The organism is Micrococcaceae bacterium Sec5.7 (assembly GCA_039636785.1).
In the GTDB taxonomy this organism is placed as follows: Bacteria; Actinomycetota; Actinomycetes; order Actinomycetales; family Micrococcaceae; genus Arthrobacter.
Map to the genome: position 1 here is coordinate 3,985,024 of CP144169.1, position 23,967 is coordinate 4,008,990.

The 23,967-nt window shown below is 62.1% G+C and carries 25 protein-coding genes, 1 tRNA gene and 3 pseudogenes; 11 read left to right on the forward strand and 18 right to left on the reverse strand.

Annotated features, from left to right (window positions below):
- Position 1: 1 nt before the first annotated feature.
- Together V3C33_19020 and V3C33_19025 are read right to left on the reverse strand one after the other, a co-directional pair.
- A complete protein-coding gene (locus tag V3C33_19020) occupies positions 2-484 on the reverse strand; it encodes an FHA domain-containing protein (protein ID XAS67489.1) in 483 nt (160 codons plus the stop codon).
- Positions 481-1,230, reverse strand: a complete 750-nt coding sequence (locus V3C33_19025) for a DUF3662 and FHA domain-containing protein (protein ID XAS67490.1) — start codon at positions 1,228-1,230, stop codon at positions 481-483. The genes V3C33_19020 and V3C33_19025 overlap by 4 nt, the downstream gene beginning before the upstream one ends.
- A gap of 355 nt (positions 1,231-1,585) precedes the next feature.
- Here V3C33_19025 and V3C33_19030 point away from each other — a divergent pair.
- Positions 1,586-1,668 (forward strand) — tRNA-Leu (locus V3C33_19030).
- Positions 1,669-1,833: 165 nt separating this feature from the next.
- Here the strand turns inward: V3C33_19030 and V3C33_19035 are convergent.
- The 3 genes and pseudogenes from V3C33_19035 to V3C33_19045 form a co-directional block, all read right to left on the reverse strand.
- On the reverse strand, positions 1,834-2,532 hold the full coding sequence (locus V3C33_19035) for a FadR/GntR family transcriptional regulator (GenBank protein ID XAS67491.1): 699 nt from the start codon (positions 2,530-2,532) through the stop codon (positions 1,834-1,836).
- 10 nt (positions 2,533-2,542) lie between these two features.
- Positions 2,543-3,518 (reverse strand): annotated as a pseudogene (locus tag V3C33_19040) (mandelate racemase/muconate lactonizing enzyme family protein).
- Between the two features lie 142 nt (positions 3,519-3,660).
- Positions 3,661-4,350 carry a TetR/AcrR family transcriptional regulator gene (locus V3C33_19045; GenBank protein ID XAS67492.1) on the reverse strand — a complete coding sequence of 230 codons (690 nt, stop codon included), beginning with the start codon at positions 4,348-4,350 and terminating at the stop codon, positions 3,661-3,663.
- Positions 4,351-4,491: 141 nt separating this feature from the next.
- On the opposite strand from V3C33_19045, the gene V3C33_19050 reads away from it, so the two are divergent.
- Positions 4,492-5,934, forward strand: coding sequence for an NAD(P)/FAD-dependent oxidoreductase (locus tag V3C33_19050; protein ID XAS67493.1), 1,443 nt, complete (start codon positions 4,492-4,494; stop codon positions 5,932-5,934).
- 151 nt (positions 5,935-6,085) lie between these two features.
- Positions 6,086-6,514: pseudogene (locus tag V3C33_19055) on the forward strand (amino acid transporter).
- Between the two features lie 32 nt (positions 6,515-6,546).
- On the opposite strand, the gene V3C33_19060 reads toward V3C33_19055, so the two are convergent.
- The 5 genes and pseudogenes from V3C33_19060 to V3C33_19080 all read right to left on the reverse strand — a co-directional run bounded on the left by V3C33_19060 (position 6,547) and on the right by V3C33_19080 (position 9,991).
- The gene (locus tag V3C33_19060; protein XAS67494.1) at positions 6,547-7,155 is read right to left on the reverse strand and encodes a recombinase family protein; all 609 of its coding nucleotides are present in this window, start codon (positions 7,153-7,155) and stop codon (positions 6,547-6,549) included.
- Between the two features lie 24 nt (positions 7,156-7,179).
- Positions 7,180-7,761 (reverse strand): annotated as a pseudogene (locus V3C33_19065) (recombinase family protein).
- Positions 7,762-8,104: 343 nt separating this feature from the next.
- Positions 8,105-9,019, reverse strand: a complete 915-nt coding sequence (locus V3C33_19070; GenBank protein XAS67495.1) for a peptidase M56 family protein — start codon at positions 9,017-9,019, stop codon at positions 8,105-8,107.
- Positions 9,016-9,624: a sigma-70 family RNA polymerase sigma factor gene (locus tag V3C33_19075; protein ID XAS67496.1), complete on the reverse strand. Its 609-nt coding sequence runs from the start codon at positions 9,622-9,624 to the stop codon at positions 9,016-9,018. The genes V3C33_19070 and V3C33_19075 overlap by 4 nt, the downstream gene beginning before the upstream one ends.
- Before the next feature lie 157 nt (positions 9,625-9,781).
- The gene (locus V3C33_19080; protein ID XAS67497.1) at positions 9,782-9,991 is read right to left on the reverse strand and encodes a DUF4177 domain-containing protein; all 210 of its coding nucleotides are present in this window, start codon (positions 9,989-9,991) and stop codon (positions 9,782-9,784) included.
- A gap of 352 nt (positions 9,992-10,343) precedes the next feature.
- Between V3C33_19080 and V3C33_19085 the strand changes: the two genes are divergently transcribed.
- On the forward strand, positions 10,344-10,571 hold the full coding sequence (locus V3C33_19085) for a DUF4190 domain-containing protein (GenBank protein XAS67498.1): 228 nt from the start codon (positions 10,344-10,346) through the stop codon (positions 10,569-10,571).
- Between the two features lie 160 nt (positions 10,572-10,731).
- Positions 10,732-11,364, forward strand: coding sequence for a hypothetical protein (locus V3C33_19090; GenBank protein ID XAS67499.1), 633 nt, complete (start codon positions 10,732-10,734; stop codon positions 11,362-11,364).
- A gap of 187 nt (positions 11,365-11,551) precedes the next feature.
- Here V3C33_19090 and V3C33_19095 read toward each other — a convergent pair whose 3' ends face one another.
- Positions 11,552-12,115, reverse strand: a complete 564-nt coding sequence (locus tag V3C33_19095) for a dihydrofolate reductase family protein (protein ID XAS67500.1) — start codon at positions 12,113-12,115, stop codon at positions 11,552-11,554.
- Positions 12,116-12,650: 535 nt separating this feature from the next.
- On the opposite strand from V3C33_19095, the gene V3C33_19100 reads away from it, so the two are divergent.
- Positions 12,651-12,773 (forward strand): hypothetical protein, encoded by a 123-nt coding sequence (locus V3C33_19100; protein XAS67501.1) that lies wholly within the window; start codon positions 12,651-12,653, stop codon positions 12,771-12,773.
- Positions 12,774-12,842: 69 nt separating this feature from the next.
- Here V3C33_19100 and V3C33_19105 read toward each other — a convergent pair whose 3' ends face one another.
- A complete protein-coding gene (locus V3C33_19105) occupies positions 12,843-13,340 on the reverse strand; it encodes a tetratricopeptide repeat protein (protein ID XAS67502.1) in 498 nt (165 codons plus the stop codon).
- A gap of 85 nt (positions 13,341-13,425) precedes the next feature.
- Positions 13,426-13,698 (reverse strand): DNA gyrase subunit A, encoded by a 273-nt coding sequence (locus V3C33_19110; protein ID XAS67503.1) that lies wholly within the window; start codon positions 13,696-13,698, stop codon positions 13,426-13,428.
- 713 nt (positions 13,699-14,411) lie between these two features.
- Between V3C33_19110 and V3C33_19115 the strand changes: the two genes are divergently transcribed.
- Both V3C33_19115 and V3C33_19120 read left to right on the forward strand, forming a co-directional pair.
- Positions 14,412-15,119 (forward strand): GNAT family N-acetyltransferase, encoded by a 708-nt coding sequence (locus tag V3C33_19115; GenBank protein XAS67504.1) that lies wholly within the window; start codon positions 14,412-14,414, stop codon positions 15,117-15,119.
- 129 nt (positions 15,120-15,248) lie between these two features.
- Entirely contained in the window at positions 15,249-16,235 is a 987-nt protein-coding gene (locus tag V3C33_19120) for a S66 peptidase family protein (protein ID XAS67505.1), read from the forward strand.
- 1,273 nt (positions 16,236-17,508) lie between these two features.
- Here V3C33_19120 and V3C33_19125 read toward each other — a convergent pair.
- The 3 genes from V3C33_19125 to V3C33_19135 form a co-directional block, all read right to left on the reverse strand.
- The gene (locus tag V3C33_19125; GenBank protein ID XAS67506.1) at positions 17,509-18,174 is read right to left on the reverse strand and encodes a hypothetical protein; all 666 of its coding nucleotides are present in this window, start codon (positions 18,172-18,174) and stop codon (positions 17,509-17,511) included.
- Positions 18,171-18,782 (reverse strand): sigma-70 family RNA polymerase sigma factor, encoded by a 612-nt coding sequence (locus V3C33_19130; protein ID XAS67507.1) that lies wholly within the window; start codon positions 18,780-18,782, stop codon positions 18,171-18,173. Before V3C33_19130 ends, V3C33_19125 begins: the two co-directional genes overlap by 4 nt.
- A gap of 267 nt (positions 18,783-19,049) precedes the next feature.
- Positions 19,050-20,260, reverse strand: a protein-coding gene (locus V3C33_19135) for an IS3 family transposase (protein ID XAS67508.1) whose coding sequence is annotated in 2 segments (ribosomal slippage) — positions 19,050-20,002 and positions 20,002-20,260 — 1,212 coding nt in all. Because the reading frame shifts where the segments join, the coding sequence is not laid out codon by codon here.
- A 99-nt stretch (positions 20,261-20,359) separates the two neighbouring features.
- On the opposite strand from V3C33_19135, the gene V3C33_19140 reads away from it, so the two are divergent.
- Entirely contained in the window at positions 20,360-20,599 is a 240-nt protein-coding gene (locus V3C33_19140) for a hypothetical protein (GenBank protein ID XAS67509.1), read from the forward strand.
- A 41-nt stretch (positions 20,600-20,640) separates the two neighbouring features.
- On the opposite strand, the gene V3C33_19145 is transcribed toward V3C33_19140, so the two are convergent.
- The gene (locus V3C33_19145; protein ID XAS67510.1) at positions 20,641-20,886 is read right to left on the reverse strand and encodes a hypothetical protein; all 246 of its coding nucleotides are present in this window, start codon (positions 20,884-20,886) and stop codon (positions 20,641-20,643) included.
- A 224-nt stretch (positions 20,887-21,110) separates the two neighbouring features.
- Here V3C33_19145 and V3C33_19150 point away from each other — a divergent pair, with 224 nt between their 5' ends.
- Complete coding sequence (locus V3C33_19150) at positions 21,111-22,187, forward strand: IS630 family transposase (protein ID XAS67511.1); 1,077 nt, start codon at positions 21,111-21,113, stop codon at positions 22,185-22,187.
- Positions 22,188-22,862: 675 nt separating this feature from the next.
- Positions 22,863-23,384 (forward strand): adenylyl-sulfate kinase, encoded by a 522-nt coding sequence (locus V3C33_19155; protein ID XAS69799.1) that lies wholly within the window; start codon positions 22,863-22,865, stop codon positions 23,382-23,384.
- A 47-nt stretch (positions 23,385-23,431) separates the two neighbouring features.
- Here V3C33_19155 and V3C33_19160 read toward each other — a convergent pair whose 3' ends face one another.
- Positions 23,432-23,899, reverse strand: coding sequence for an HIT domain-containing protein (locus V3C33_19160; GenBank protein ID XAS67512.1), 468 nt, complete (start codon positions 23,897-23,899; stop codon positions 23,432-23,434).
- Between the last annotated feature and the right edge of the window lie 68 nt (positions 23,900-23,967).

Consider the following 23,967-nt stretch of genomic DNA (forward strand, 5'->3'; position numbering starts at 1 on the left):
GCTATGGCCTCAATTCGATGACCGTCTTGCCGATCCTCACGGGCACGCCAAGCTCCACGGGGAGAGCCCGGGTGAGCTGCTGGTCGGCCAGATAAGTGCCGTTAGTGGAGCCGAGGTCCTCGATGAACCAGCGGCTGCCCTGCGGAAAAAGCCGGGCGTGGCGGCCCGACGCATAATCGTCCTCCAGCACCAGGGTGGCTTCCTGGGCCCGGCCCATCAGGATGGGACTGGCGGCCAGCGGGATGGTGGTGCCCTTAAGCGGACCTTCAGTGACCACCAGTTGCCGCGCCTGATGCCTCACCGGCTGTGGCGCCGATTCAGCGAGTTCCGGATTCTTGCGGACCTGGCGGGCGGTAGGGGTACCGGCGGCTGCCTTGCGCCCCACCATGAGATCCCGGCGCATGGCCGAAACGATGCTGAAGATCAGGACCCAGAGCAGCAGCAGGAAGCCGAAGCGCAGGGCGGTAATGGTCAGTTCGCTCATGGGCGGCCACCAGTGTTGGCGGGAAGCAGGCGGAAGATGATTTTTGTCCGTCCCATCGTGATGGTGGAGCCGTCAGTAAGTTCCACGCTCCCAGCCACCTTTTGACCGTTTACGTAACTGCCGTTGGTGGAGCCCATGTCAACAGCGCTGGTCACGCCGTCCGTGGTCCGGATTTCCAGGTGGCGGCGGGAGACCCCGGTGTCGTCAACCAGGATGTCCGCTTCCGAGGAGCGGCCCAGGACGATGGAAGGGGCATTGAGTGAATAGCGCTGGCCGTCGATGTCCAGGACCGGCTTCAGGCGGACCGGCGGGCGGCTCGGGGCATCCGGGACATTGGCCCGGGGCGCGGTCTGCGCCGGGACCGGGGAACCGGAGGCCTTCTCGGTTTTGGAAGTAATTTCGAAATTGCCCGCACTCAGGGCATCATCGCGGCGGAATGAAATCCGTACGGGACCCTGGAGGGTGTAACCCTGGCTGCGGACGTGGTTGATGACAACATCGCACAATTCTTCGGCCAGGGGGGTTCCCCACTCCTGGGCCCGCTGGAAGTCGTCATCGCTGAGCATGACGTCGAAAACGTTTGGTGCGAGGGTCCGGCCGGCGGCGATGGTGACGGCCTTGTTGTCCACTTCGCGGCGCAGCCGGCTGGCGATCTCAACGGGCTCAACCTGGGCGCGCGAGCCTGTGGAGAAGACACCGCGGACGGCCTTTTCGATGCCGCGCTCGACTTTGTCCAGCAATCCCATGGTCCCTCTCCTTTCCTCACGGCTGCAGGGCAGCACACGTCCCGGAGCTCACCCCGCAGCGCGCATTGCAACACAGCTACGAGCCCGCCGGGGGCGGACACTCCTACATCAGATACTACTGGGCGCGCCTGTGAATGACCTTAATCCACAACGCCCGGGAGGCCGGAATGGTTCGATCCGGCCGGTGTTCCCGCGCCGGGCTTTGCCTTCCGGGACAGCGAACGTGACGCTGTGCCGGCGAGGGTCGGACCGGCCGATTGGTGTTTTGCCGCAATTGTCCGTTATGCTTGATCTCGCTGCTTTTACGCGGTTGCAGGCTTGGAAATCAGGCTTTTCAGCACGTAGAAGAAGTTGCGCGCGAGTGGCGGAACGGCAGACGCGCTGGCTTCAGGTGCCAGTGTCCGAAAGGGCGTGGGGGTTCAAATCCCCCCTCGCGCACGCAATGCAGGAACCCCGGTCTCAGGACCGGGGTTCCTTTGCTTTAAGCCCTGTTCCTTTGCTTTAAGCCGTGGCGGGCACGTGGTTCTGGCCCGGGGGAGGCATTACGGCACGCCTGCCGCGGCCCGCACCCACGACGTCGGTCGTTGCGGAAGCGCGGCCGGCTCAGCGGCGTGCCGAAGCCTTGAACCGGCGTCGTGAGTTAGCGAGGTGGTTGCGCATGGCGGCCGACGACCACGATTCGTCACCGTCCGCAATGGCTGCGTAAATGGACTCGTGTTCGTGCACCACTTGCTCGAAGTGTTCGCGGGCGTAGTGTTCACCGCCGGTGATCAGCCTGGTGCGGGGCATCGCGATCATGGTCTGGCCAAGGGAAGACAGGCAATCGGAGTAGAACGGATTGCCGGAAGCCGCCGCGATGGCCCGGTGGAACTCGTAGTCGGCCTTCATGGCGTGCGCGGGGTTCCCGCTGCTGGCGGTGAATTCCTGCAGGGCCGTGTGCACTGCCTTGAGCTGCCGCTCCGAATGGTTCTCCGCGGCCAGGGCGGCAGCCTCGGCCTCCACGCCCACGCGGAACTCCAGCAGGCGCAGCCGGTCCTGCGTGGTGACCACCGGCCGGCCTCCGGGAGCCGCCGTCGGGCCGCCCGGGGGCGGGGTCAGCGCGAAGCTGCCCCGCCCGCGCTCGGTTTCCACGAGTCCCTCGGCCTGCAGCCGGGTGAGCGCTGAGCGGACCACTGTGCGGCTGACGCCGAACTCGCTGATCAGGGTGTTCTCGCTCGGCAGCTTTTCGCCGGGCTGGATGACGCCGTCGACGATGCGGGTGCGAAGATCGGCGGCAAGGTCCGCGGTCAGGTTCCGGCTCATGGGTTCCAGATTACGCGCCGAACTCCACGGATTCGGTGGTCCAGGTACGCGCCTGGTCGCTGAGTGATACGCCCAGGCCCGGGCGGTCCGGCACGATCATGCGGTCGTTCTTGGTTTCGAGGCGTTCGTTGAACAGCGGGTCCAGCCAGTCGAAGTGCTCCACCCACGGTTCGCGCGGGTAGGCGGCGGCCAGATGGAGGTGGATTTCCATGGCGAAGTGCGGCGCCAGGCCCAGGCCGCGCTCGTCCGCGAGGGCCGCAAGGCGGAGGAACTGGGTGATGCCGCCGATGCGCGGCGCATCCGGCTGGATGATGTCGCAGCCGTTGGGGCCGATCAGGCCCTTGTGCTCGGCGACCGAGGCCAGCATCTCACCGGTGGCGATGGGCGTGTCCAGGACCCGGGCAAGGTGGGCGTGGCCTTCGAAGTCGTAGGCATCCAGCGGCTTCCTCGATCCAGATCAGGTTGAATTCCTCCAGCTGGCGGCCCATGCGCAGGGCCGTGGCGCGGGCCTTGACCTCCTCCAGGGACGCGTTGAGGAAGCCGCCGGAGCTGTTGTAGGTCTGCACGGAATCGCGGTAGGAACCCAGCAGCTTGGCCAGGGGAAGGCCGGCGCGCTTGGCCTTGAGGTCGTAGAGTGCGATGTCGATCGCGGCGAGGGCCTGGGTGGCCACGCCCGAGCGGCCCACTGAGGCGCCGGCCCAGAGCAGCTTGGTGTAGATCCTGCCGATGTCGTTGGGATCCTCACCGATGATTCCTTCGGCCACCTCCTTGGCATGGGCGTACTGTGCAGGTCCGCCGGCGCGCTTGGAGTAGCTGAAGCCGATGCCGCTGTGGCCCTGCTAGGTGGTGATCTCAGCGAAGAGGAAAACCACCTCGGTCATGGGCTTCTGGCGGCCGGTGAATACCTTGGCGTCACTGATGGGAACAGCCAGCGGGAGCCGGGCAGTGGAAAGTCTTACGTGCCGGATGAGGTCGACGGTACTCATGGGGTTCTCCTGTTGAGTTGCGGGCCACTTGACCCGTCAACTTATACTACAAGCTCTAACCTAGGATACAAGTGCCAAATCTGCCCCGAGACGGTGGTGCGGCCCGCAGCCATCGTCTCGCCGGAGCCAGGTTGCCGGTCCCTTACCCCCGCAGCGCCCCGAGCCCCGCGATGAGGGCCTCGAGACCCAGGGTGAATGCCACATCCGCGGGCTTCTCGTGCCCCTGCTCAGCCAGGCTCCGCACCGCGCCGGTGAAATTCGGCGTCGAATCCGCCATGGTGCCCGAATCGAAAATGTCCGCGGGTGCTGTGACGTCGTACGCGGACCCGAAAATGAAGGACTCCAGCGCCACGATGGCGGACACAATCCGTTCGTCCGGGAAGCCCGCCTCGCGGAAACCCGCGCTCACGGTCTCGTACATGGCGAGCGTCTGCGGAGCATCCGTGACGGGAAGCACGGCGATCACCGGTATTAAAGGTGTGTGCTCCGCAAAGACGTCGCGGTAGCTCCACGCCCACTTCCGCACGGCTTCGTCCCACGGCATCTCACGGAAAGCGGACACATCCACCAGGGCGGCGAGGTGGTCTTCCACGAGCAGGAGCACGTCACGTTTGGATTCCACGTGGTTATAGAGGGCCGACGGGGCCACGTTCAGCGAGCGGGCCAGCGCCGCCATGGTGAGGCCGTCGTAGCCGTTCTTTCCGATGAGCTGCAACGCGGCCGCCGTGATTCCTGCCTGGTCCAGGACGGCGGCGGCGGGCCGCCCGGCGCGGCGCCGTGCCTTGGGCTCGCGCTCTGTTGTGCTTCCTGAAGCGGCTGGTGATGCCGGCATTGCTGGCCTTTCTGGGGGAAGTATCTCCAGCATTATTCCACCGGGTTCTTCCGAAGTGCCGGTGAAACGACTATAGTTTGAATAAATGAATGGCATTCATTTAGTGGCTCGTATCACACGGACGGCCACAGAGAGGACATCATGCTGAATCTTGACCGCGACGTCGTCGTCGTAGGCGCTGGACCATCCGGGCTGACCGCTGCCCGCGAGCTGAAAAAGGCCGGCCTAAGCGTCGCCGTGCTGGAGGCCCGCGACCGGGTAGGCGGCCGCACCTGGACCGACACCATTGACGGGGCCATGCTGGAAATCGGCGGCCAGTGGGTATCCCCTGACCAGACGGCACTTGTGGGGCTCCTGGACGAGCTCGGGCTGAAGATGTACTCGCGCTACCGAAGCGGCGAATCCGTCTACATCGGCGAGGACGGAAAGCGCACCCGCTACACCGGCGATTCCTTCCCTGTCGGTGAAACCACCGGTGCCGAAATGAACAAGCTCATTGGCCTGCTGGACGGACTGGCTGCGGAAATCGGCCCGGCCGAACCGTGGGCGCACGCCAAGTCCCGCGAGCTGGACACCATTTCGTTCCACCACTGGCTCCGCCGCCACTCCAGCGACGAGGAAGCCTGCAACAACATCGGCCTGTTCATCGCAGGCGGCATGCTCACCAAGCCCGCACACTCATTCTCAGCCCTGCAGGCCGTGCTGATGGCGGCGTCCGCCGGGTCATTCAGCCACCTCACGGATGAGGACTTCATCCTGGACAAGCGGGTTATCGGCGGGATGCAGCAGGTGTCCCTGCTGCAGGCAGCGGAACTGGGCGACGACGTCGTACTTAACAGTCCGGTGCGCACCATCAACTGGGAGGAAGCCGCCAGCGGCGGCCACCGCGTTACCGCTGTTTCGGAGCGTGCCACCGTGAACGCCCGCTTTGTGATCATGGCTGTGCCGCCGAACCTGTACTCGCGCGTCTCCTTTGATCCGCCGCTGCCGCGCCGCCAGCACCAGATGCACCAGCACCAGTCGCTGGGCCTGGTGATCAAGGTCCATGCCGTGTACAGCACGCCCTTCTGGCGGGAAGACGGGCTGTCCGGCACGGGTTTCGGTGCCGGTTCGCTGGTCCAGGAGGTCTACGACAACACCAACCACGGTGATTCACGGGGAACGCTGGTGGGCTTCATTTCCGATGAAAAGGCCGACGCCGTCTTCGAGCTGGGTGCCGAAGACCGGCGCCGCGCCGTCCTCGAATCGATTGCCGGATTCCTGGGGGACAAGGCGCTGCAGCCTGAGGTCTACTACGAATCCGACTGGGGCTCCGAAGAGTGGACCCGCGGCGCCTACGCCTCCAGCTACGATCTGGGCGGCCTGCACCGCTACGGCAAGGACCAGCACGCGCCGGTGGGTCCGATCTACTGGTCCTCGTCCGACCTTGCCGCAGAAGGCTACCAGCACGTTGACGGGGCAGTCCGGATGGGCCAGTTCACCGCCGCGCGCATCGCGGCAGCCGCGGGGATTTCCGCGGACGGCGATTCAACCGTGTGCGATTCAACTGGGGCGCGCACCCCCGCGACAGCCGCCGTCGGCTGACGGCACCGGCCCCAACCCATTCAGCGTCGAATGATCCCCCGGAGAACCAGCCCATGAGAACCGAACCAGCAACCAGCCAGGCAGCGGGCACCGCCCAAAGCGAAAGAGGCCTGAGCGAAAACGGCCTGAGCGGGGCCTAAAGGCCGGGGCGGTGGGGCTGACCGGCGCCGTCGTGATTGGTGTTTCCTGCATTGCGCCGGCCTACACGCTGACGGCGGCGCTGGGGCCCACCGTCTCCGAAGTGGGGGTGCAGCTGCCGGCGATCTTCCTGGTGGGCTTTATCCCCATGATCCTGGTGGCGTTCGGCTACCGCGAACTGAACAACGCGATGCCCGACGCCGGTACCTCCTTCACGTGGGCATCGCGCGCCTTCGGGCCGTGGATCGGCTGGATGGGTGGCTGGGGGCTGATTGCGGCCACCATCATTGTGCTCTCCAACCTGGCGGCCGTTGCCGTGGACTTCTTCTACCTCATGCTCGCCCAGCTGTTCGGGAACCCGGAACTGGGCGAGCTGAGCAAGAACCTGCCGCTGAACATCGCCACCACGCTGGTATTTATCGCCCTGGCCTGTTGGGTTTCGGGGTCTGATCTGCAGGGGAACAGTGGTTGGCGCTAAGGATTCTGTCCCGGTGGCACGGTTCGGGGGTTGCTGGTTGGGAGGTGGCGGTAGATCGACGCGCGGGATACGCCGAGTGCTTTGGCGATCTGGGTGGGACTTTCCCCGTTGGCGTGTCTGGCCCGGGCGGCAGCGAGGGTATCGGCATCCATGACTGTTGGGCGGCCGCCGGTGCGGCCTTGTGCCCGGGCGGCAGCGAGACCGGCCATGGTCCGTTCATGGATCATGTCGCGCTCGAGCTCGGCGAACGCGGCCATCATGACGAAGAAGAATTTCCCTTCTCCGGTCGGGTTGTAGGTCCCGGTCAGGGTTCCGGTAAGAATCCGCAGGCCGACTCCTTGGTCGTGGAGGCCGTCGGCGATGGTGAGCACTTCTTTCACCGACCGGCCGGGGCGGTCCAATTTCCACACGCACAGGGTGTCTGTCGGGCGGAGATGATCGAGAGCTTCGGCGAGCCCTGGGCGGGCGGTGGCACGGCTGGAGATTTTGTCTTCGAAGATCCGGCCGCAGCCGGCCGTTTCAAGGGCATCCCGTTGGAGTTGGGCGTCTTGTCCGTTGGTGGAGACGCGGGTGTAGCCGATGAGATTGAAATGCCCAGTTGCCATTCCTCTAAGGAGGATGCGACGCGGCTAGTCCTTGAGTGCTCGGGACCGTCTATAAAACGTTGCTCGGGACATTCCGAGATCGCGGGCAACCTGCGCAGCGGGTTCACCGCCTTCGACCAGGCGGACAGCGCTTCGAATCTGACTGTCGGGTGACCCGGCGGGGTCGGCCGCCAAGGTCCTTTCCGGCTTCTCTGCGTTTGCTGATGGAGTCGGTGACGCGTTCGCGTTTGATCTCGTGTTCCATTTGCGCGAGAGCGGCCATGATCGTGAACAGCATCGACCCCATGGGTGTTGCGGTGTCGACGTCGCCACCGCCGAGGTTCAAGACGCGCAGGCCCGCGCCTCGACCGCGGAGTTCGTCAGCGAAGCCGAGCATGTTCTGGGTGGATCGCCCGAGCCGATCCAGCGTCGTGATGACGAGGGTGTCTCCGTCGATCAGCGCGGCGAGTGCTCGATCGAACTGGGGTCGTGAGGCTCGCGCCCCGGATACACCGTGATCAACGTAGAGGTCATCGCGTCGGACGCCGGGGCCAGAAGGTCCACCTGCTGCCGGTCGGTGGACTGCTGCCGCGTCGAAACGCGTGCATAACCGATCAGCTTCGTCATGGGCTGCCCCGATGTGTCTCATAACCAACAGTGGGGTACACCGATTCAACCAGAAGGTTGCGAGACATAGTTACGAGAATCGCTGGTCACGGACGAACTCTTACGATTCCACGAAAATTGAGGCACAGCCGTCGTCGCGGTCGTTCAGTCGGTGAGACGTCTCATATCCCTAGGGATAAGAGACGCCAGGAGTGGAGCGTTTAGGGCACCTTCACCGGGCAGTTTTGCGGGCGGGTCATATGGGAATCAGAGAGTGCATGCGTAACGGCTTTCTCGAAGGAAGTCATGAAAGTAACGAGCCGGCTGGTGAGGGACCGGCTTACGGGCAATAGGTTTGAACGCATCAGTTGGAAGGCACTGGGATAGCTGGGTATCCCGTTTCTATAGGCGACAAGCCGGGGCATGGGTATATCTCACCAGGAGCCAGTGCCGGCGGAACTCCCGCGCATTCCACTGCCGGTTGTCCACTGAACCCGGAGTTCCCGGTCCCAGAGCTGATAACGAATTCACCTACGACGGTCTTGCCGGTCACGTCATAAACGGGGATGGCGAAGTCCTTACCGAGCCGGGCTTCCTGCCATGCGAGGGCTTCTGCAGGACTCTTGAAGGTCTTGATCGCAGCGGTACCGTCGGCGTCTTCAAGTTCTGTCCGATGGACGTAGCCTCTTGTCCCGTTGGTTGCTATGACGGCGACCATGTCAGGACTTCCGTTCTCGTTTTGCGCCCCGTAGGTGTCGCCGTCGGCGTTAGTTGCCCACTGGGTGGTTTCGGTGTTGACGTACTGGGCGGTGATTTTCCACCTGGCATCTGGGCTGGTTGTGATCGTGATACTTTCCTCCCCGGGCATGAGTGGAATCGTGTAGCCGGTCCAGTCCTGCGGGGTACCTACGTCCTTCGGGCTGCAGATGCTGTTGGCGCCGTTCCCGAACTCAAAGCGTCCAGGTGTTAGGCAGTTGAGCTGGATTTCGATGCCCGTGGTTTTTTCGGGCGGCGGCCCGAGTTGCACGGTTGCCGTTCCTGTGTGAGATTCCGTCACCGGCGATGCCAACGGCGTCACCTGCGTGGATCCCGGGGTGACGAAAAGGCCGTCGGCGGCGGCGCCGACACCGCCTAGGACGCCGATGCCAGCAAGCACCGCAGTACCGGCCCACAGCCTGGTGCGCTTTCTGGCGCGGGTAGGCGAAGCTTTCTCAACTCGTGTAATGAGTTCGGCGCGTAGGGCGTCACTGAACAGGTTGTCGACGCGGAGCTGGTTCACGGCCGTTCTCCTTCCAAAACTGGGGTTGGAGCGGTGGGTGGGGATATGGACGCATTGCCCGCTAGAGCGGTTCTTAGTCGTTGTCGGGCTCGGTGCATGCGTGATTTCGCTGCGGCCGGTGTCAGGTTCAGGACGGCGGCAGCCGCGGCGGTGGTGTGCTCTTCGAAAACGACCAAGCTCACGAGCTGCAGGTCCTCGACGCTCAATGTTCCGAGGGCTTGTGCAAGATCGTGGTCGAGCTGGTTCTGGTATCTGCGGTACGGATCTGTGGTGGGGTCGCCGGCTTCGTGGTTGCGGGGCAGAGAGTTCAAGAGCCGTTGGTAGCGGAGGGCAGCGCGGGCGCGGTTTCGGGCCATGTTCGTGGTCGTGACCAGTAGCCAGGGAAGGATGGATCCTTCGACCACCCGGACGTGCTTTCGACGCCGCCAGAGTTCAAGAAAAGAGGCCGCCATGATGTCTTCGGCATCGTGGTGGTTTCCGCACAGCCGGTAGGCGTGGCGGAAGACTCTGTCTCGGTGGCGGTCGTAGAGGGCGCCAAAGGCGTCGCCCTGGCCCAGAAGGCTCTGGCCCCACAGGCCTTCTTCCCCGGTTTCTTTGCTCCCCATGCCCTTTAGTGTCCGGCAAAGCCCAAAAGGTTTCCCAAAACTAGAAAATCTTCCGGTTCATGTCCAGAGTGCCCGGGAAAGGATCGTTTACTGGGTACCTAGCTCGTCGGAGTGCGCCGGGCTATCCAGACGCCACAGCTCGTTTCGCGATGTGCGATTATCCGAGGCTCTCGAACACCAGCGTCGCCTGAATGCGGTCACCGCCGCCGATCATTCCCTTGCTCCCGCTGCTGGCGGTGGTTATGGTGTGGAGTCTATAGCCCTTCGCGGCCTGATCGTTGATGGCCTTCTCCAAGGAGGTCAGGTTGCCCGAACCGGTTCCCCACAGTTTCTCTTTGAGGATCACCTGCAGGACGACATACTGCATGACACGACTTCCTTCCGTTGCTGGCCAATTAGGAGCAATGCTACTGGGATGCGGCGGGGCGCTCCTCGGGGCGTGAGCGACGGCGCCTCGAGGGTATCGACGGTGCGCGATGTCAGCGTCACGCCAGCGACTCTGAACAAGCGGCGCGACCAGGGCGCCTTCAATCGGTCGTTTTTGACCGTAGCGAATACGGCACCTTCACTGAGTGGACACTCTGGCCGATCCCTCGCTGGGTGCTGAGCATCCAGTTAGACTGAATTGACGCTTACGAAATGGGGAAATTGTGAGTACGTCAACAGTCCGGACACAAACGGCCGCCGGCCGAGTCAACAGGCTTGCTATCGCCGCCGTCATGCTCGCAGCCATCGCCGCTTCTGGGATTTGGTTCTTTGGCGTCGGGGTTCTTGCGGTCTTTGCGGTGGGAGCAGGACACGTCTCGCTGAATCAGATCAAGCTGAGAAACGAGAAGGGCCAAACCCTCGCCAGAACTGCCCTCGTTGTCGGATATGGGCTTGCAATCTGGGCTCTGTTCAACACGCTGTCATATATCCCAGCTGCACTCCAGCAGACGGCCGTCTAGGACTCGGATCCCCCCGGCACGGTAGAGGATCGGCTAACGGGCACTGTGAGGGCCCGATGAGCCACCGGCTTACGGGCCGAGGGAAGGGCCAGCCACAACGCCAAGCGATTCCGCCTTGGCGTAGGCGCGTCGGTATTGACGGTGGTGCAAGGATGTTGAGATGTCCTTCTTTGATGATCTTCCGGCCCGGCCCGAGAGGCCACGCCAGCCGAAGCACGTGCCACCCGTCTGGGCAGGGCCACCATCCGATGAACTCCCAGCTGTTGTCTCATTGGGGCAGTTCTTTCACCGGTCCGTACAGATGGTCATGGCCGCAAAAAGTGTCGAAGTTTTCTCCACCGGTTGCTTGATTGAGGTCGTATGGTCTGTCCGGCGGGCGGATGAGTCAGACAGCGACTGGAGCAGAGTCACTGACCAGTGCTTTAACCGTGGCCCTTACAGGCTGGATTCGGGCAACGGCCACGGTGGCACTCTTCGATTCGGTGTCGCCTTTCCCGACGGGCGGAAGGCGACGACTGCTCAGTTGCACCCAGGGATGTTTGAAGGAGCGGAACCAGTGACGGGGCCGGTATTGATGATGGCGGGCGGTGGAGGTGGGTCCGGCAATGACGACGAGCTGTTCTCATCAAGCAAGTTCTGGCTTTGGCCGTTGCCCCTCGACGGGGACACGCGAGTCGTGGCGCAATGGGATGACCTTGGCATGAAGGAGGAATCCGTTTTCGTCACCGGCGAACAACTGGGAACGGCGGCCGCAAACGTGCAGAAATACTGGGTTTCCCCGCGTTCTGGGTAAGTACCTCCCTCGGTAGGGACCTATCTGGATCAAGCGGCCTTTAGCGGTGTCCGGTCAAGGATCCCTATCCGGACGGATCGTCTGCGGTGAAGAACAGGATCCGGCAGGAACGTCACGATCGCCTCGGAACACAGCGCCACGAGATCCTTGGGTGGCCCGAAGCCCGCGCTGATTCGACGTCGGGCACTCAGCTCCTGGTCTCGTACCTGGTAAGGACCACACCGTCGGGAAACGTCCGGGTCTCCACCAGGCTCAGGTTCACCCAGTTGTCCAGGGCTGTGAAGAACGGCGTGCCGCCGCCCACCAGGACCGGATGGGTGACGATCGCGTACTCGTCGATCAGCCCGGCCCGCATGGCCGCCGCGGCGAGTGTGGCACCGCCGATGTCCATGGGGCCGCCGCCGTCGGCCTTGAGCCGGGCGATCTCGGTGACCGCGTCGCCGGTGACCAGGCGGGTATTCCAGTCGACCGTGCTGGTTGTCGAGGAGAACACCACCTTCGGCATGTCCCGCCAGCGGCGGGCGAACTCGATCTGCGCCGGTGTGGCGCCAGGCTGCTGGTCGGCGGTCGGCCAGTGCGAGCTCATCGTCTCCCACAGTTTGCGCCCGTACAGCGCCAGGCCCGTCGCCCCCACCCGGTCGGACCACCATTGGAACAGCTCGTCGCTCGGTACGCTCCAGCCGAGGTCGTCGCCGGGCGCGGCGATGTAGCCGTCCAGGCTCAGGTTCATGCCGAAGGTCAGTTTGCGCATGGCGCCAGTCTCCCGTGAGTCGGTATTCGTTGTACAGACCAGCACGGCGCGGAAAAGTCATCGGTCAGGCCACACCGAGGGCCAGTTGACCACCACGCCAAGCAGATGCTCCGTACGGAAAGGATCCCTTACCGGACACCCGTTTCGATTACGCGGTCTGCGGGGTCAGGTGGCCGTGGCTCATCGATATGATGGCCAAACCACGGAAGCCTGAGGGGGCAGCGCCATCGAAAGCCGCACTTTTTCACTTATCGGACTTTTCCTCACCACTGGATGCTTTCTGATCAGCTGCTCGAGCCCCGCGTATTCAGCGGCGCTTGGAGCACTGGAGCGCGACGCAACGACCAGCGATGAGCTGCCAGCAGAAGTCACTCCTCCGAAAGACCTGGACAAGATAATTCTGGCCGCCGAATCCGACGGGAAAAAGTACTACCTCGGGCAGGATGCCAAGGGACTAAGCATTTGCCTGATAACAGTCCGGACTGATGGAGCGTGGTGGGATTCCGCCTGTAGTGATGCCACTGGCGGTGAACTTGTGCGAAGCGCCGGCCCAGACCAAATCACGTCCATCCTCGTAGCCGACGACTACGACACCAAGGACCTGGAATCCACCGGTTGGAAGAAGATCCACGACAATATTCTCGTTCCTGAAAACTAGCCCCTAGCCGAACCAAGCCGACACGAATGACCAATGCCCGGCCAGGGATCCCTGAACGGGCAGTATCGTTTAGGTTCTCGTGACGTTGTTCGAAAGTTTTGCAGCGTAATCGGTGAGGGCCCGCTTATAGCCGTCGAGCGTGGGGATGAGAGCTCGGAGCGCTGTTCTCAACGCATCCCCGTGTCGGCCTTCGTCGTGTAATGCCAGGGCGAGGAAGGCTTGCCGTGCGCCTTCATCGACGCCGGCGTTCGGCATAGATTCGAGAATTGACACGGCTTCGGCGGAGTCGGCGACGTTGCGCAACGTGCTTGCAAGTTGGATGGACGCGCGTAGAGCGCTTGTGCCCTCCAGTCCTGCTTCTATGGCTCGCCTGTATAGCGGGATAGCCTCATCCTCGAGTCCCAGAGCATCGTGTACCCCACCGAGCTCGAACAAAGCCTCTGCGTCGCCCTCTGGACGTTCCGAGAGGAGATTGCGCATCCCGGCAATAGAGCCATGCGGATCGTTGTCGTCGAACTCCTGCTCATAGAAGCGGTCGATCTTCTGTTGCCACGTCGTGTCTGTCATTTTGTCAGCTTGTCATGTCAGGGAGCTGGATCGCGGCCAAGCTGCCCTGGAACGTAAGCCGATCCCTCATCGGACAGTAGAGTCCTCAGCGGCCATCAGGCAGCTTTGATCTAAGTTCTTCTGCATGGGAAGCGACGGCCTGACGCTGGTCTCGCGTGAATCTTCTAACCTGCAGGTCGAGGACTGCCCTGCTGCCCAACTCTCCCAGACCCAACAGCTGACCCACCCGACGGATTGCTTCGTCTACGTCCTCTGAATCCTCAATCATATGGAAGACCTCGTCACGCCGATCTATCGCCTGTACAAGGGCATCGACGACCATCAATTGGTCCCTTATCCGCCGCTCATCCTCATCCATGCGGCGATTCTTGCACGACGGAAGTCATTTGGGCATTGCGTCCGGTTGAGGATCCCCTAACGGGCGCCTTTGTGGTGGGTCTACGTCCGACGGTCAAGGTCGTTCTCGTTTGGTCCGCGGCGGCGAATTTGTCCAGAACTTTGACGAGCCTATCCAGGGTGTCGTCGCCGGCGCCGTGAGGAAATGACCAGATTCACGGCATCAGCCTTGAACTCATCGGAATAGGTTGGTCGTGCAGACATGGGCACAATCCTTTCAAACTGTGTCTCACATCAGTGGTACACCTCAACCCCTGCGATTGCAGGCGATTCACCAGGAGCTCGATATTGAACCGGACCCGAAGGACCATCTCGTCGCACACGGCCTGCGCCTCAGTCAGCACGCTCGGGTCACGCACATCCGACCCGAGCCGCCTCAGCTCCGCCCACACGCGTTCCCGATCGCCCTGCCGGTATCGGTCCGCCCAGCCCCCAACGCTCATAAGCAACGATTATCCACACCCGCGCCCGCATCTCGATGATCGAACCAGTTCCCGAACCTGCTCGCATGCACGGCAATGCACGCTGAGGGATCCCCTACCGGACGCATTTCAAGTCCGGTGAGCCACCGGCTAACGGACGGGCGGTCACATCGCATACGACTGCGGTCTTCCGTTCAATCGCCCCGGCGAATTAACAGACGGCGGCGGCGGCTGGCTCCGATAGATTCGGTGCATGCAGCTGAGTCCCGCCACCGTCCTGAGGGTTCAAACGACTTGGGCGCAGATCCTCGGTCTACCCCAAGAATCCTTGGCAGGGAACCGCACGAGGATCTACCGAGAGAAAAGGGATAGTTCCGTGCTCATGTTTGTTTCGTTGTTCGAGGTAGGCGTTGTGTTTGGACCAAAGTGGGCCATTGAAGGAGCCCGCGACCTTGCCGACCAAGAACTCGCAAGTCATGCAAAACTTCTGGAAATCAGCGCTCCGCATGGCGGACAGCCACTGGGCGAGGCAGGACTCTATTTCTGTGACACCGTGCCATCCGTCCCAGACCTCGTTCCGACCGTGAGCAGCGATCCAGAACATGCTTTTTCGTTGGAGCGCGCCTGCTCTCAGGACGACGCGGCAGAAGTCGGCCTGAGCGAGATGAAGAATACGTTCGTTCTATTGGACGACGACGGGCCGACGCCACTTCCGTTGGCAGGATGCGGATACGATATTTGGGAAGACAGCCTGGCGCATATGGGTGTCCTCACCGCACCTGGTAAGCGGCAGCAGGGACATGCTGCCACTGCCGTTTCGATTGCCGCGGGCCAAGCCATGGCATTGGGCCTCGTCCCGCAGTGGCGTGCCAGGACGGACAATACCGCTTCCATCCGCACGGCCCTCCGCGCGGGATTCAAGCATGCTGGAACCCAAACGACTGTGCTCCTGAACGCCTAGTCTCCAGATGACCGGTCAAGGATCGGCTTAAGGGCGCTGCTTAACTGGGCCGGGGCGGTGGTTGCGGCATCCGGGCCTGCCGTGTCCGACGTTTGGGCTCGGAAGGCATTGCACGTTAGCGTCCCTGACATGAATGTCACATATCCCCGGAAACTCATGCCCGGCGATTTGGTCCGAATTATCGCGCCGGCCCGGAGCCGGGCAATGGTCGCCGAACATGACCACAGCGCCCTGATCGAGCAACGATTCGCTCAGATGGGACTGCGCATCTCGTACGGGTTCCACGTGGACGAACGTGACAGCCTTGACTCCTCCTCCATCGAGTCCAGGGTCTCTGACATTCACGCTGCTTTCGCGGACCCACAGGTGGCGGGCATCCTCACCGTCATTGGTGGGTTTAACAGCAACGAACTGCTTCCCTTCCTGGACTGGGACCTGATAGCGGCCAATCCAAAGATCCTGTGCGGATACTCGGATATCACGGCCCTGCAGAACGCCATCCTCGCCCACACCGGACTGGTGACATACTCCGGACCACACTGGTCCAGCTTTGGAATGAGGGATCATTTCGATCAAACTCGACAGTGGTTCACGCAAGCTCTACTGGGCGACCAGCCCATGGACTTGAAACCTTCCGAGTTGTGGACCGACGACGACTGGTTCCTTGACCAGGACAACCGGAACCCTCTCCCCGGCGACGGCTGGTGGGCGCTTCAGCCGGGCACGGCGTCCGGCAGCGTCGTCGGAGGAAATCTATGCACGCTTAATCTGCTCCAAGGGACGCCTCACATGCCGGCCCTCGAGGGTGCGCTGCTCTTCCTTGAGGATGACTACGAGAGTCATCCGGCAACGTTCGCCCGGGACCTGACCTCCCTTTTGCAGGTGCCGGATGCCAGAGGTATCACGGGACTGGTCATTGGCCGCTTCCAGCGGGCAAGCCAGATGACTCGGGACCTTCTGAAGCAAATAGTAAGGACCCAGCCGGTCCTCAGCGGGCTTCCCGTCCTGGTCAATGCAGACTTCGGCCACACACAGCCGCAGATCACGCTGCCCATTGGCGGCCGGGCCGAGCTGACAGTCGGGCCAATCAACAGACTCCGCATTGCGGCGGACTAGCCCACAGCAGGGGCAGGCGAGAGATCGTCCGCTAAGGGATCGGCTTTCGGAACAGGGGAAGGCGCTCGGTCTGCAGGGAATGTACATCGTGGGAACCTCCCGTCTAGGTTCCTGTTTGTAGGATCAAACGATGGTGACAGGTGCAGTGCACGTTCAGGTTGAGGCGTGGTGTCTTCGCGCGCTCGGGCACGGCACCCTCACGGCGTTTCGATCCGACGCCGGCGGCCAAATGTCCAACCTGTTCCGCTTCGATTCCGACGAGCGGAGAACCGTTGCAGTTAAAGTCCGGCCAGATTCGAAGGACAGAATCAGCCGATGCCTTCAACTTCAGGCGATCGCAGCCGATGCCGGATTCCCGTGCGCCCGGCCCGTGACAGACGCGGACAGGCTCGGCCCCAGGATGGTGGTCAGTGCTGAGTCCTGGCGCCCCGGCGGGAGGATGCACACCGATGGAGACTTGGCCTTCGCTGGTCGATCGGCTTCACTCCTGGCGGACCTGGCAGGAATCCTCGAAGCGCAGGCTCCGACCGGCCTTGGCACGCCTCCACCGTGGATGCATTGGAATCCCCCGACCGGTAGCTTGTGGCCTCCAAATCCAGTTGTCGACGCCATGGACCAGGACCGCGTACCCGGCCACGTGCACGCAATTGCCCGCACCGTTTCCGATCGGCTCGCCCGAGCGACGCTTCCACTGGTTGCCGGCCATGGAGACTGGGAGAGCCAGAACCTTCGCTGGGAAGATGCCAGCCCCCGGGCGGTCCACGATTGGGACAGCCTCGTGGCCCTTCCGGCAGCGGCTATTGTCGGTGCAGCCTCGGGAGCATTCGCCAGCACCACCGTCCCGACACTTGCGTCCTTGGAAGCTTCGGAAGAATTCATTGATTGCTATGAACGGGCAAGAGGGCAAGTGTTCACCACTGAAGAGCGCGAAGTTGCCTGGGCTGCGAGTCTCTGGCCGGCGCTACACAATGCCAGGGGCGAGAGCCTCTTCCAATCCCCGCCTATCGCTTTGCACGCGCTCACCCGGCAAGCATCCGAGAGGCTGCGACGCGCTGGCGTCCGGTAAAGGATCGGCTTACGGACGCACTGCGGACGAACCTTCAGAGCCGACTTGACGGTTTTGTGTCGGGGCCGTTGCCCTGATGGGATTGCCTAATCGACTGGAGCCTTAATGCATTGCAGGGCTGGCGCAGTCAACGCGTCACAATCACTCGCGAGAGTTGCCGGCCTACTGTCACCCGCGATGTTCTGACAGGACGCCGTAGGGCCCCGGCTAGCGGCTACTTTCGTCGAGTGCAGGAATGCCGAGCTGGGCGCAGACCTCAGAAGGGCCGGGGATGACCGCCACGGTGCCGTCCACAACGCATGCCGTCAGGAACGGTATGTAATTTCCGAACGACCTAAGGGCGGGATCCGGGAAAAGGGGCTTGCCGTTCTGGTCCACAACTGCCTCTGCAGTGGGCATATCACCTGGAGTTGGGGAGATGAAACCCTCGGGGATGAGGTCGTCGTTAATGCCAGCTAGGTTCATGTTTCCCATGTCCCATACGAGACTGCACTGGTTTATCGGGTCGTTGACCTGTTTCATTCCGGCGTTTTTATCGTCCGGGTTGGGGTTGTTCTTCTCATCGAATCCGGTGATGAAAATCCCGGTGGTGATGTAAGGCGGCTTTGTCTCCCCCGGCGACCCTTCCACCGGGGGCCTGGTGGTGAGGTCGGCGTGGTAGTAGCAGCGGATGTCCCGCTTGTCTTCCACAGGGGCGAGTGCCACGTAGACGCCGGCGGCCGTGGTGCCGGCCAGTGCCAGCCCGGCGAAGGTCAGCATTGCCGGTTTGCGCCACCGCGGGATTAGCTTGGGTGACCGGCGGGCTTCCTGGACGAGGAGGTTCTGGACGCGGCTTTTCGTGTCTTTCGGGTAGGTCACTTCAGACAGGTTCATGACAGCCTCGCTTCAACGATCGTCGTGTCGAGTTGTTCGACGGGCTCTAGCGCCCGGTTCATGGGGGCCAGCTTGGCCCGTGAACGGTGCAGTCGCGATTTGACTGTCCCGGTCCGTACGCCGAGGGCCTCGGCGGCTTCTTCCTGGCCGATCCCGTTCATCAGGCACAGGACAACGACGTCCCGTTCCCCGTCGTTCAGCCCAGCCGTCGTGTGGAGCAGTTCGCGGACGGCACGCTCTGCGTCGAGCCTCGAGGCAACGGATTCCGCATGGTCGGGTTCGTGTTCGCCGTGCCGGGGATCGGAGTGCGGCAGCCGGCTAAGGAAATCGGCGTGCCGCCGGGCTCCCCTGGCGCGGTTGCGGTTCGCGTTCGTTGCTACCCCGAGCAGCCACGGCAGGACAGTGTCCCTCTCCGGTCTGAGCCTGTTCCGCTGCCGCCACGCCTCCAAAAAGGTAATCGAGACGAGTTCCTCCGCGTCGTGCCAGGAACCACACCGGGACAGGCAGTACCGGAATACGGCGTCGGCGTGCCTGTCGAACAGGACCCCGAAGGCATCAGCGTCGCCTGCGATGCACTTACGCCACAGGTCTTCGTCGGTTTCCCCCATTAGCCTCATACCTTGTAGTGTCCGCAGGACCCCAAAAGGTTCCCGATCCGCCAAACAGTTTTCGTCGTCCCAGGGCAATCAGCGAAAATTCTTTCCCGTTTGCTGCCCACCAACACAAAACCCCGAGTGGGTTGACTCCCTTCCGCAGCTGAAGGCGTGAAAGTTTTGGCATAGATTTCAAAGACTCAGCGGACGCTGACCTTAACGGTACCCATGTAGCGGGGGTGCGGTCGTCAAGTTCTTGAGACAGTTCGTGGTTGATTCGAGTTACGCGGCCAGGGGTTCCTGGGCACGGGTCTGATGGGTGGCGAGGGCTTCTGCCGGAGGGATGCCGCCGGCCCGCCGGTTTGGCCGGCGGCGGTTGTACCAGCCCTCGATATATTCCATGACAGCGGTTCTAGCGGCGAGCCGGTTGCCGAAGGTGTGATGGTGGTACATCTCGGTCTTTAGGTGTGAGAAGAAATTTTCGGCGACTGAGTTGTCCCAGCACACCCCGACGGCTCCCATGGACTGGGTGACGCGGTTCCCGGCGCACCATTTCTGGAATTCGCCAGAGGTGTATTGGGAGCCCCGATCAGAGTGAAACACCGTTGTTTCTGCTTCGAGATACCCGTGGTCACGGGCCATTGCCAGCGCGTCGGTACAGAGCCTGGCGCGCATGTGATCGGCCATCGCCCAGCCGATGATCATGCCCGTGCACAGGTCGATCACGGTTGCCAGATACAGCCATCCCTCGCCGGTGCGCAGATACGTGATGTCCCCGCAGAGACGGGCACCGGGCACCGTGGAGGTGAAGTCCCGCTTCCCGTCCTGATCGAGCATGTGGTTGCGGATGTGCGCGGTCTTGGCCTGCGGGTCCTGCACGGTGGTCTGCTTCCACGCCCTGGTGCGTACGGCCCGCAGGCCCTGCTCGCGCATGACCGCCCCGACCGTGGGGGCGGAGACCTGCACGCCCTTGGCATTGAGCATCAGGGTCAGCTGGTCACGGCCAGCGCGGCCCTTTTCCTTCTCGAACAGGTCAGTAACCTCGGCAACCAGCCGCTGGTGCCGGACGGCCCGCGGGGAAGGACCCGCGGGGTTGCGCCACCGGTAGAAAGAGGCCCGGGATACCTTCAGGACCCGACACAACCAGGCGATCGGATGATTCGCCTTCTCTGCTTCGATGAACTCGTAGAAATCCTCTACCGTTGCTTCGCTGCAAAGAAGGCGCTGACTTTTCCCAGGAAATCGACGTCCTGCTTCAGCCTGGCAATCTCAGCCAGCGCCTTCTGATGCTGCTCCCAAGACACCGGCGCCTTCTCCTGGCCAGCGGTTACCCGATCCGGATGATTCTCCCGGTACTTGCGCACCCAGTTCCCCAGCGTGCCTTCAAGGACGCCTATCTCCAGACACACCTGTGAGATCTGACGGCCAGAGGAAATCACCAGCTCAACAGCCTCATCCTTGAACTGCTGCGTGTACTTCTTACGATCGGTCATGCGGGAAAGAGCTCCTATCAAGCTGTCTCACAAAACCATACGGCCGCAGGGCATGCCCGGTAGGGTCAGGCAGGGACCACGCCTGAAGGGGACAGCGCCATGAAACGACTTGCCCGCATAACCGCCATCACCACGACAATCACCGCTGCGCTCTCACTCACTGCGTGCACATCAACGCCCCCACGAATCAGCGCACTCGACCGTGAAGCGACCACCGCTGACGTCCTCCCCATGCGTGTCCCGGTCATGATGCGTGGAGAGCACACTACCCGTCTTCTCGCTGCCAGAGACGGCATCCGGTACTTCGTCGCGCAGGCCACGAAGGCCCAGTACTCCTGAAGCTGTCCCCAGGGGCAATCTCGGAGCGGTGAATGGCAGGTTCAAGTGGTGGTCTCAACGCGCTGGGATTCCGGCGCGAAGAACCTTGACCCCGCCGTGCCATCAGCAAGCAGAGCTTCCAGACTTGATATTCCGGCGGAGCCAAGTCGCTCGAAAATCGAACCGCAGAACTGCTTTTCAAACAGCGCCCGTGCCGCGCCAATAATCCGCTTCACGCGTCCGGGCGGCTCGATCTTCGCCTGCCGGCAACGACCCAACAAAGCCTCCGCCAACGCGCCATCGCGCACCTCGGATGGGCATACCTCCCCAGCCAGCCAAGCCGTCAACAGCCCAGAAAAGTACCGGCGGCTGGTCCTCGACGCGTTGACCGTTGCTGCCGGCTGACCGGTGTCCTAAGCCGGCCGCCCGCAAGCGGATCGGCTTACGGGCGTTGCTGTTGCAGATGTTCCGCCTTCTCTAGTGTAGCGTGTCGTTGATTCCTTTGGGTCTGATTGTTTGTCAGACTTGGACCATGGTTTATGTGGCGAAAGCGCTGGTGTTGCGTGAGGGTGATCGGGAGCTGCTGGAGGCGTTGACGCGGGGGAAGTCTTCCTCGGCGACGGTGGCTCTTCGGGCCCGGACCGTTTTGCTGGCCGCCGATGGGTTGGCGAATATCCAGATTGAGAAGTCGACCGGATTCTCGGCTCCAACGGTGTTGAAATGGCGGAACCGCTACGTTCGGGACGGTGTTGAGGGACTGCAGGATGTTCCGCGTCCGGGCCGCGAACCGGTGATCGATGAGCTGGCGCTGATTGCCGAGACCCTGGTCAATGATGGGAAGCCGCCGGCGGAACTGGGGATCTCGCACTGGTCGGCCAGGATCATGGCCGAGCGTTTCGCGATCTCGTTTTCCTCCGTGGCCCGGATCTGGCGCAAATGGAAAATCCAGCCGCACCGGATCGAGACGTTCAAGTTCTCCACCGACCCGCAGCTGGAGGCCAAGCTGCGTGATGTGGTCGGCCTGTACATCTCCCCGCCGGAAAACGCAGTCGTGGTCAGCATCGATGAAAAGACCCAGATCCAGGCCCTGGACCGGACGCATGCGAATCAGCCGCTGTCCCCGAAACACGCATCCCAGCAGACGCACGACTACAAGCGCAACGGGACCACGACCCTCTTCGCTGCCCTGGATGTACTCACGGGCAAGGTCAGTGCCAACGCCTTCTACCAGCAGCACACCAACACCGAGTTCGTAGACTTCCTGAACCAGGTTGCGGCCGCCCATCCGGACGTTGAACTGCACGTCATCTGCGATAACTACGCCACCCACAAGCACCAAAACGTCAAGGACTGGCTGGCCGCCAACCCGCGCGTGAGCATGCACTTCACCCCGACGAGCTGCTCCTGGCTGAACATGGTCGAGATCTTCTTCGGCCTCGTCACCCGCCAAGCCATCAGGCGGGGATCCTTCCACTCGGTCCAAGACCTCGAAGACACCATCGAAACCTACATCACCAACTACAACGAGAGCGCCAAACCATTCCGCTGGATCAAAACCGCCGACTACCTACTCGGCAAGATCAAACGAAAACAAACCATTAACACGTGACACTAGCTCGCCAGATCATCCAGCATCTAGAATCTGGGTAATGGCGGAGACTGGCGGGGTTGTCATCAGCGACGGTGTCATAGTGCTGCGTCCTCTGGGAGTTGAGGATGCGGTAGACCATCTTGCCGGCGAGGATGCCGAGTTGGTTCGTTGGCTAAATGGCGGACCTGGCACGACGGAATCCGTTCAACGGTATCTCGAGCACGTTCAGCAAATGTGGGTAAACCACGGACCCATTTTCACATTCGCCATTCGGCTCGCGACCGATGATTCCCTCGTCGGGACGATTGACGTCCAACTCAACCAGGCCACCTACCGATCTGATCAGGCCAATTTAGCCTACGGGCTATACCCTGACTGGCGCGGTCGCGGGTTCGCTACTCGTGCAGTGACCCTCGCTCTGGCATTCTTGCGTCCCTTCGTTACTGTTCGTTCAGCTCTCATACGAGTCGAACCAGGAAATGTATCATCCGCTGCTGTAGCCATTAGGGCCGGATTCACGCTGACGACGCCTGCTGCTGAGACTGGTGACGGCCATGACTGGTACGACCGCGCACTCACTTGAACGCATCAAATCTCTGAGCAAAGACGGCGGGGTTCTGGCAATTTCAAACTGCTATGTGTAGTTGTGGACACGCCTTGCGGGAGCTGGCCACAGCTAGGACAGTGGACCAGATGCGCTCTCACGTTCTTTTCATCAGTGGCCGCTCGGGCGTTGGTAAGTCCACCGCCGCGCTGACCCTCCACGAACAACTAGTCGCGTTGGACATTCGGCACGCCGTTATCGAGGGGGATTTTCTCGATCTCGCTCACCCAGCACCGCACCTCGCATTCCCCGAGGTGAATCTCACCGAGCGCAACCTTGCAGCCATGTGGTCGGCCTATCGATTGCTTGGTTACCACCGGCTCATCTACACGAACACCGCGGCCGTCCTCACATTGCCGAGTCTCACTGCCGCGATGGGCGACCATCCGCTTGTAACTGCTGTCCTGTTGCGCAGTAGTGACAGGCATACGCGCCCGAGGCTAGAACGACGGAATCACGGAGCAATAGACTCCAGCCTGTTACGTCGAAGTGCTGCCATGGCGAGCCGTCTCGACGAAGAAGCTCCTGGCTCTGTGCACCGGATTGATACCGACGATCTCGATCCTTCAAACGTCGCAGCCAATCTGCTCGCACTCACTGAATGGGAATAAGGACTTACCATGCGTGATGTCCGGTAGGGGATCCCTCAGCGGGCGGGTTACTCCTCGTAGCCGCTTGCTCCGCGCAGGTCGACGGTTAGAGCGCGGGAATCGTTTATCTGTCCAACCGCCTCAGGCTTGCTCGGAACCTGGCCCCAAGGGCGGACGAGGCCGTCTCCTTGATATCGAGGAATGAGGTGAACATGCAGGTGAAACACGTCCTGCCATGCCGCCTCGCCGCTGCTCTGAATCAGAGTCAGTCCTTGAGGATTCAGCTGTCGCTTGAGGATGTTGGCAACGCTCCAGACGCCTCGCATTGTGGCTGAAAATTCATCACCTCCCACATCGAACGCGGTGGCCGCGTGCATGCGTGGCACGACCAAGGTGTGCCCTCGAGTCGCTGGAGCGATATCGAGAAAAGCCACGACGTCATTGTCGGCAAAGAAAATTTGGTCTCCAGGATCGCGCTCAACGATGCCGCAGAACAGGCAATCGCCCCGGTCGGATTCTTGAACCTCTAGCCCCATGCTCCATGTGTACACGACTGGAACGTGTGCCCGTTAGCCGGTCGTCCACCGGACGCCGCTGCGTCCGG

Bases quoted from the DNA above. Each gene is read 5' to 3' on its own strand.
- V3C33_19020 (XAS67489.1), bottom strand. From the start codon at position 484: ATGAGCGAACTGACCATTACCGCCCTGCGCTTCGGCTTCCTGCTGCTG.
- V3C33_19025 (XAS67490.1), bottom strand. From the start codon at position 1,230: ATGGGATTGCTGGACAAAGTCGAGCGCGGCATCGAAAAGGCCGTCCGC.
- V3C33_19035 (XAS67491.1), bottom strand. From the start codon at position 2,532: ATGAGCCGGAACCTGACCGCGGACCTTGCCGCCGATCTTCGCACCCGC.
- V3C33_19045 (XAS67492.1), bottom strand. From the start codon at position 4,350: ATGCCGGCATCACCAGCCGCTTCAGGAAGCACAACAGAGCGCGAGCCC.
- V3C33_19050 (XAS67493.1), top strand. From the start codon at position 4,492: ATGCTGAATCTTGACCGCGACGTCGTCGTCGTAGGCGCTGGACCATCC.
- V3C33_19060 (XAS67494.1), bottom strand. From the start codon at position 7,155: ATGGCAACTGGGCATTTCAATCTCATCGGCTACACCCGCGTCTCCACC.
- V3C33_19075 (XAS67496.1), bottom strand. From the start codon at position 9,624: ATGGGGAGCAAAGAAACCGGGGAAGAAGGCCTGTGGGGCCAGAGCCTT.
- V3C33_19080 (XAS67497.1), bottom strand. From the start codon at position 9,991: ATGCAGTATGTCGTCCTGCAGGTGATCCTCAAAGAGAAACTGTGGGGA.
- V3C33_19085 (XAS67498.1), top strand. From the start codon at position 10,344: ATGCTCGCAGCCATCGCCGCTTCTGGGATTTGGTTCTTTGGCGTCGGG.
- V3C33_19090 (XAS67499.1), top strand. From the start codon at position 10,732: ATGTCCTTCTTTGATGATCTTCCGGCCCGGCCCGAGAGGCCACGCCAG.
- V3C33_19095 (XAS67500.1), bottom strand. From the start codon at position 12,115: ATGCGCAAACTGACCTTCGGCATGAACCTGAGCCTGGACGGCTACATC.
- V3C33_19105 (XAS67502.1), bottom strand. From the start codon at position 13,340: ATGACAGACACGACGTGGCAACAGAAGATCGACCGCTTCTATGAGCAG.
- V3C33_19110 (XAS67503.1), bottom strand. From the start codon at position 13,698: ATGGATGAGGATGAGCGGCGGATAAGGGACCAATTGATGGTCGTCGAT.
- V3C33_19115 (XAS67504.1), top strand. From the start codon at position 14,412: ATGCAGCTGAGTCCCGCCACCGTCCTGAGGGTTCAAACGACTTGGGCG.
- V3C33_19120 (XAS67505.1), top strand. From the start codon at position 15,249: ATGAATGTCACATATCCCCGGAAACTCATGCCCGGCGATTTGGTCCGA.
- V3C33_19125 (XAS67506.1), bottom strand. From the start codon at position 18,174: ATGAACCTGTCTGAAGTGACCTACCCGAAAGACACGAAAAGCCGCGTC.
- V3C33_19130 (XAS67507.1), bottom strand. From the start codon at position 18,782: ATGGGGGAAACCGACGAAGACCTGTGGCGTAAGTGCATCGCAGGCGAC.
- V3C33_19140 (XAS67509.1), top strand. From the start codon at position 20,360: ATGAAACGACTTGCCCGCATAACCGCCATCACCACGACAATCACCGCT.
- V3C33_19150 (XAS67511.1), top strand. From the start codon at position 21,111: ATGGTTTATGTGGCGAAAGCGCTGGTGTTGCGTGAGGGTGATCGGGAG.
- V3C33_19155 (XAS69799.1), top strand. From the start codon at position 22,863: ATGCGCTCTCACGTTCTTTTCATCAGTGGCCGCTCGGGCGTTGGTAAG.
- V3C33_19160 (XAS67512.1), bottom strand. From the start codon at position 23,899: ATGGGGCTAGAGGTTCAAGAATCCGACCGGGGCGATTGCCTGTTCTGC.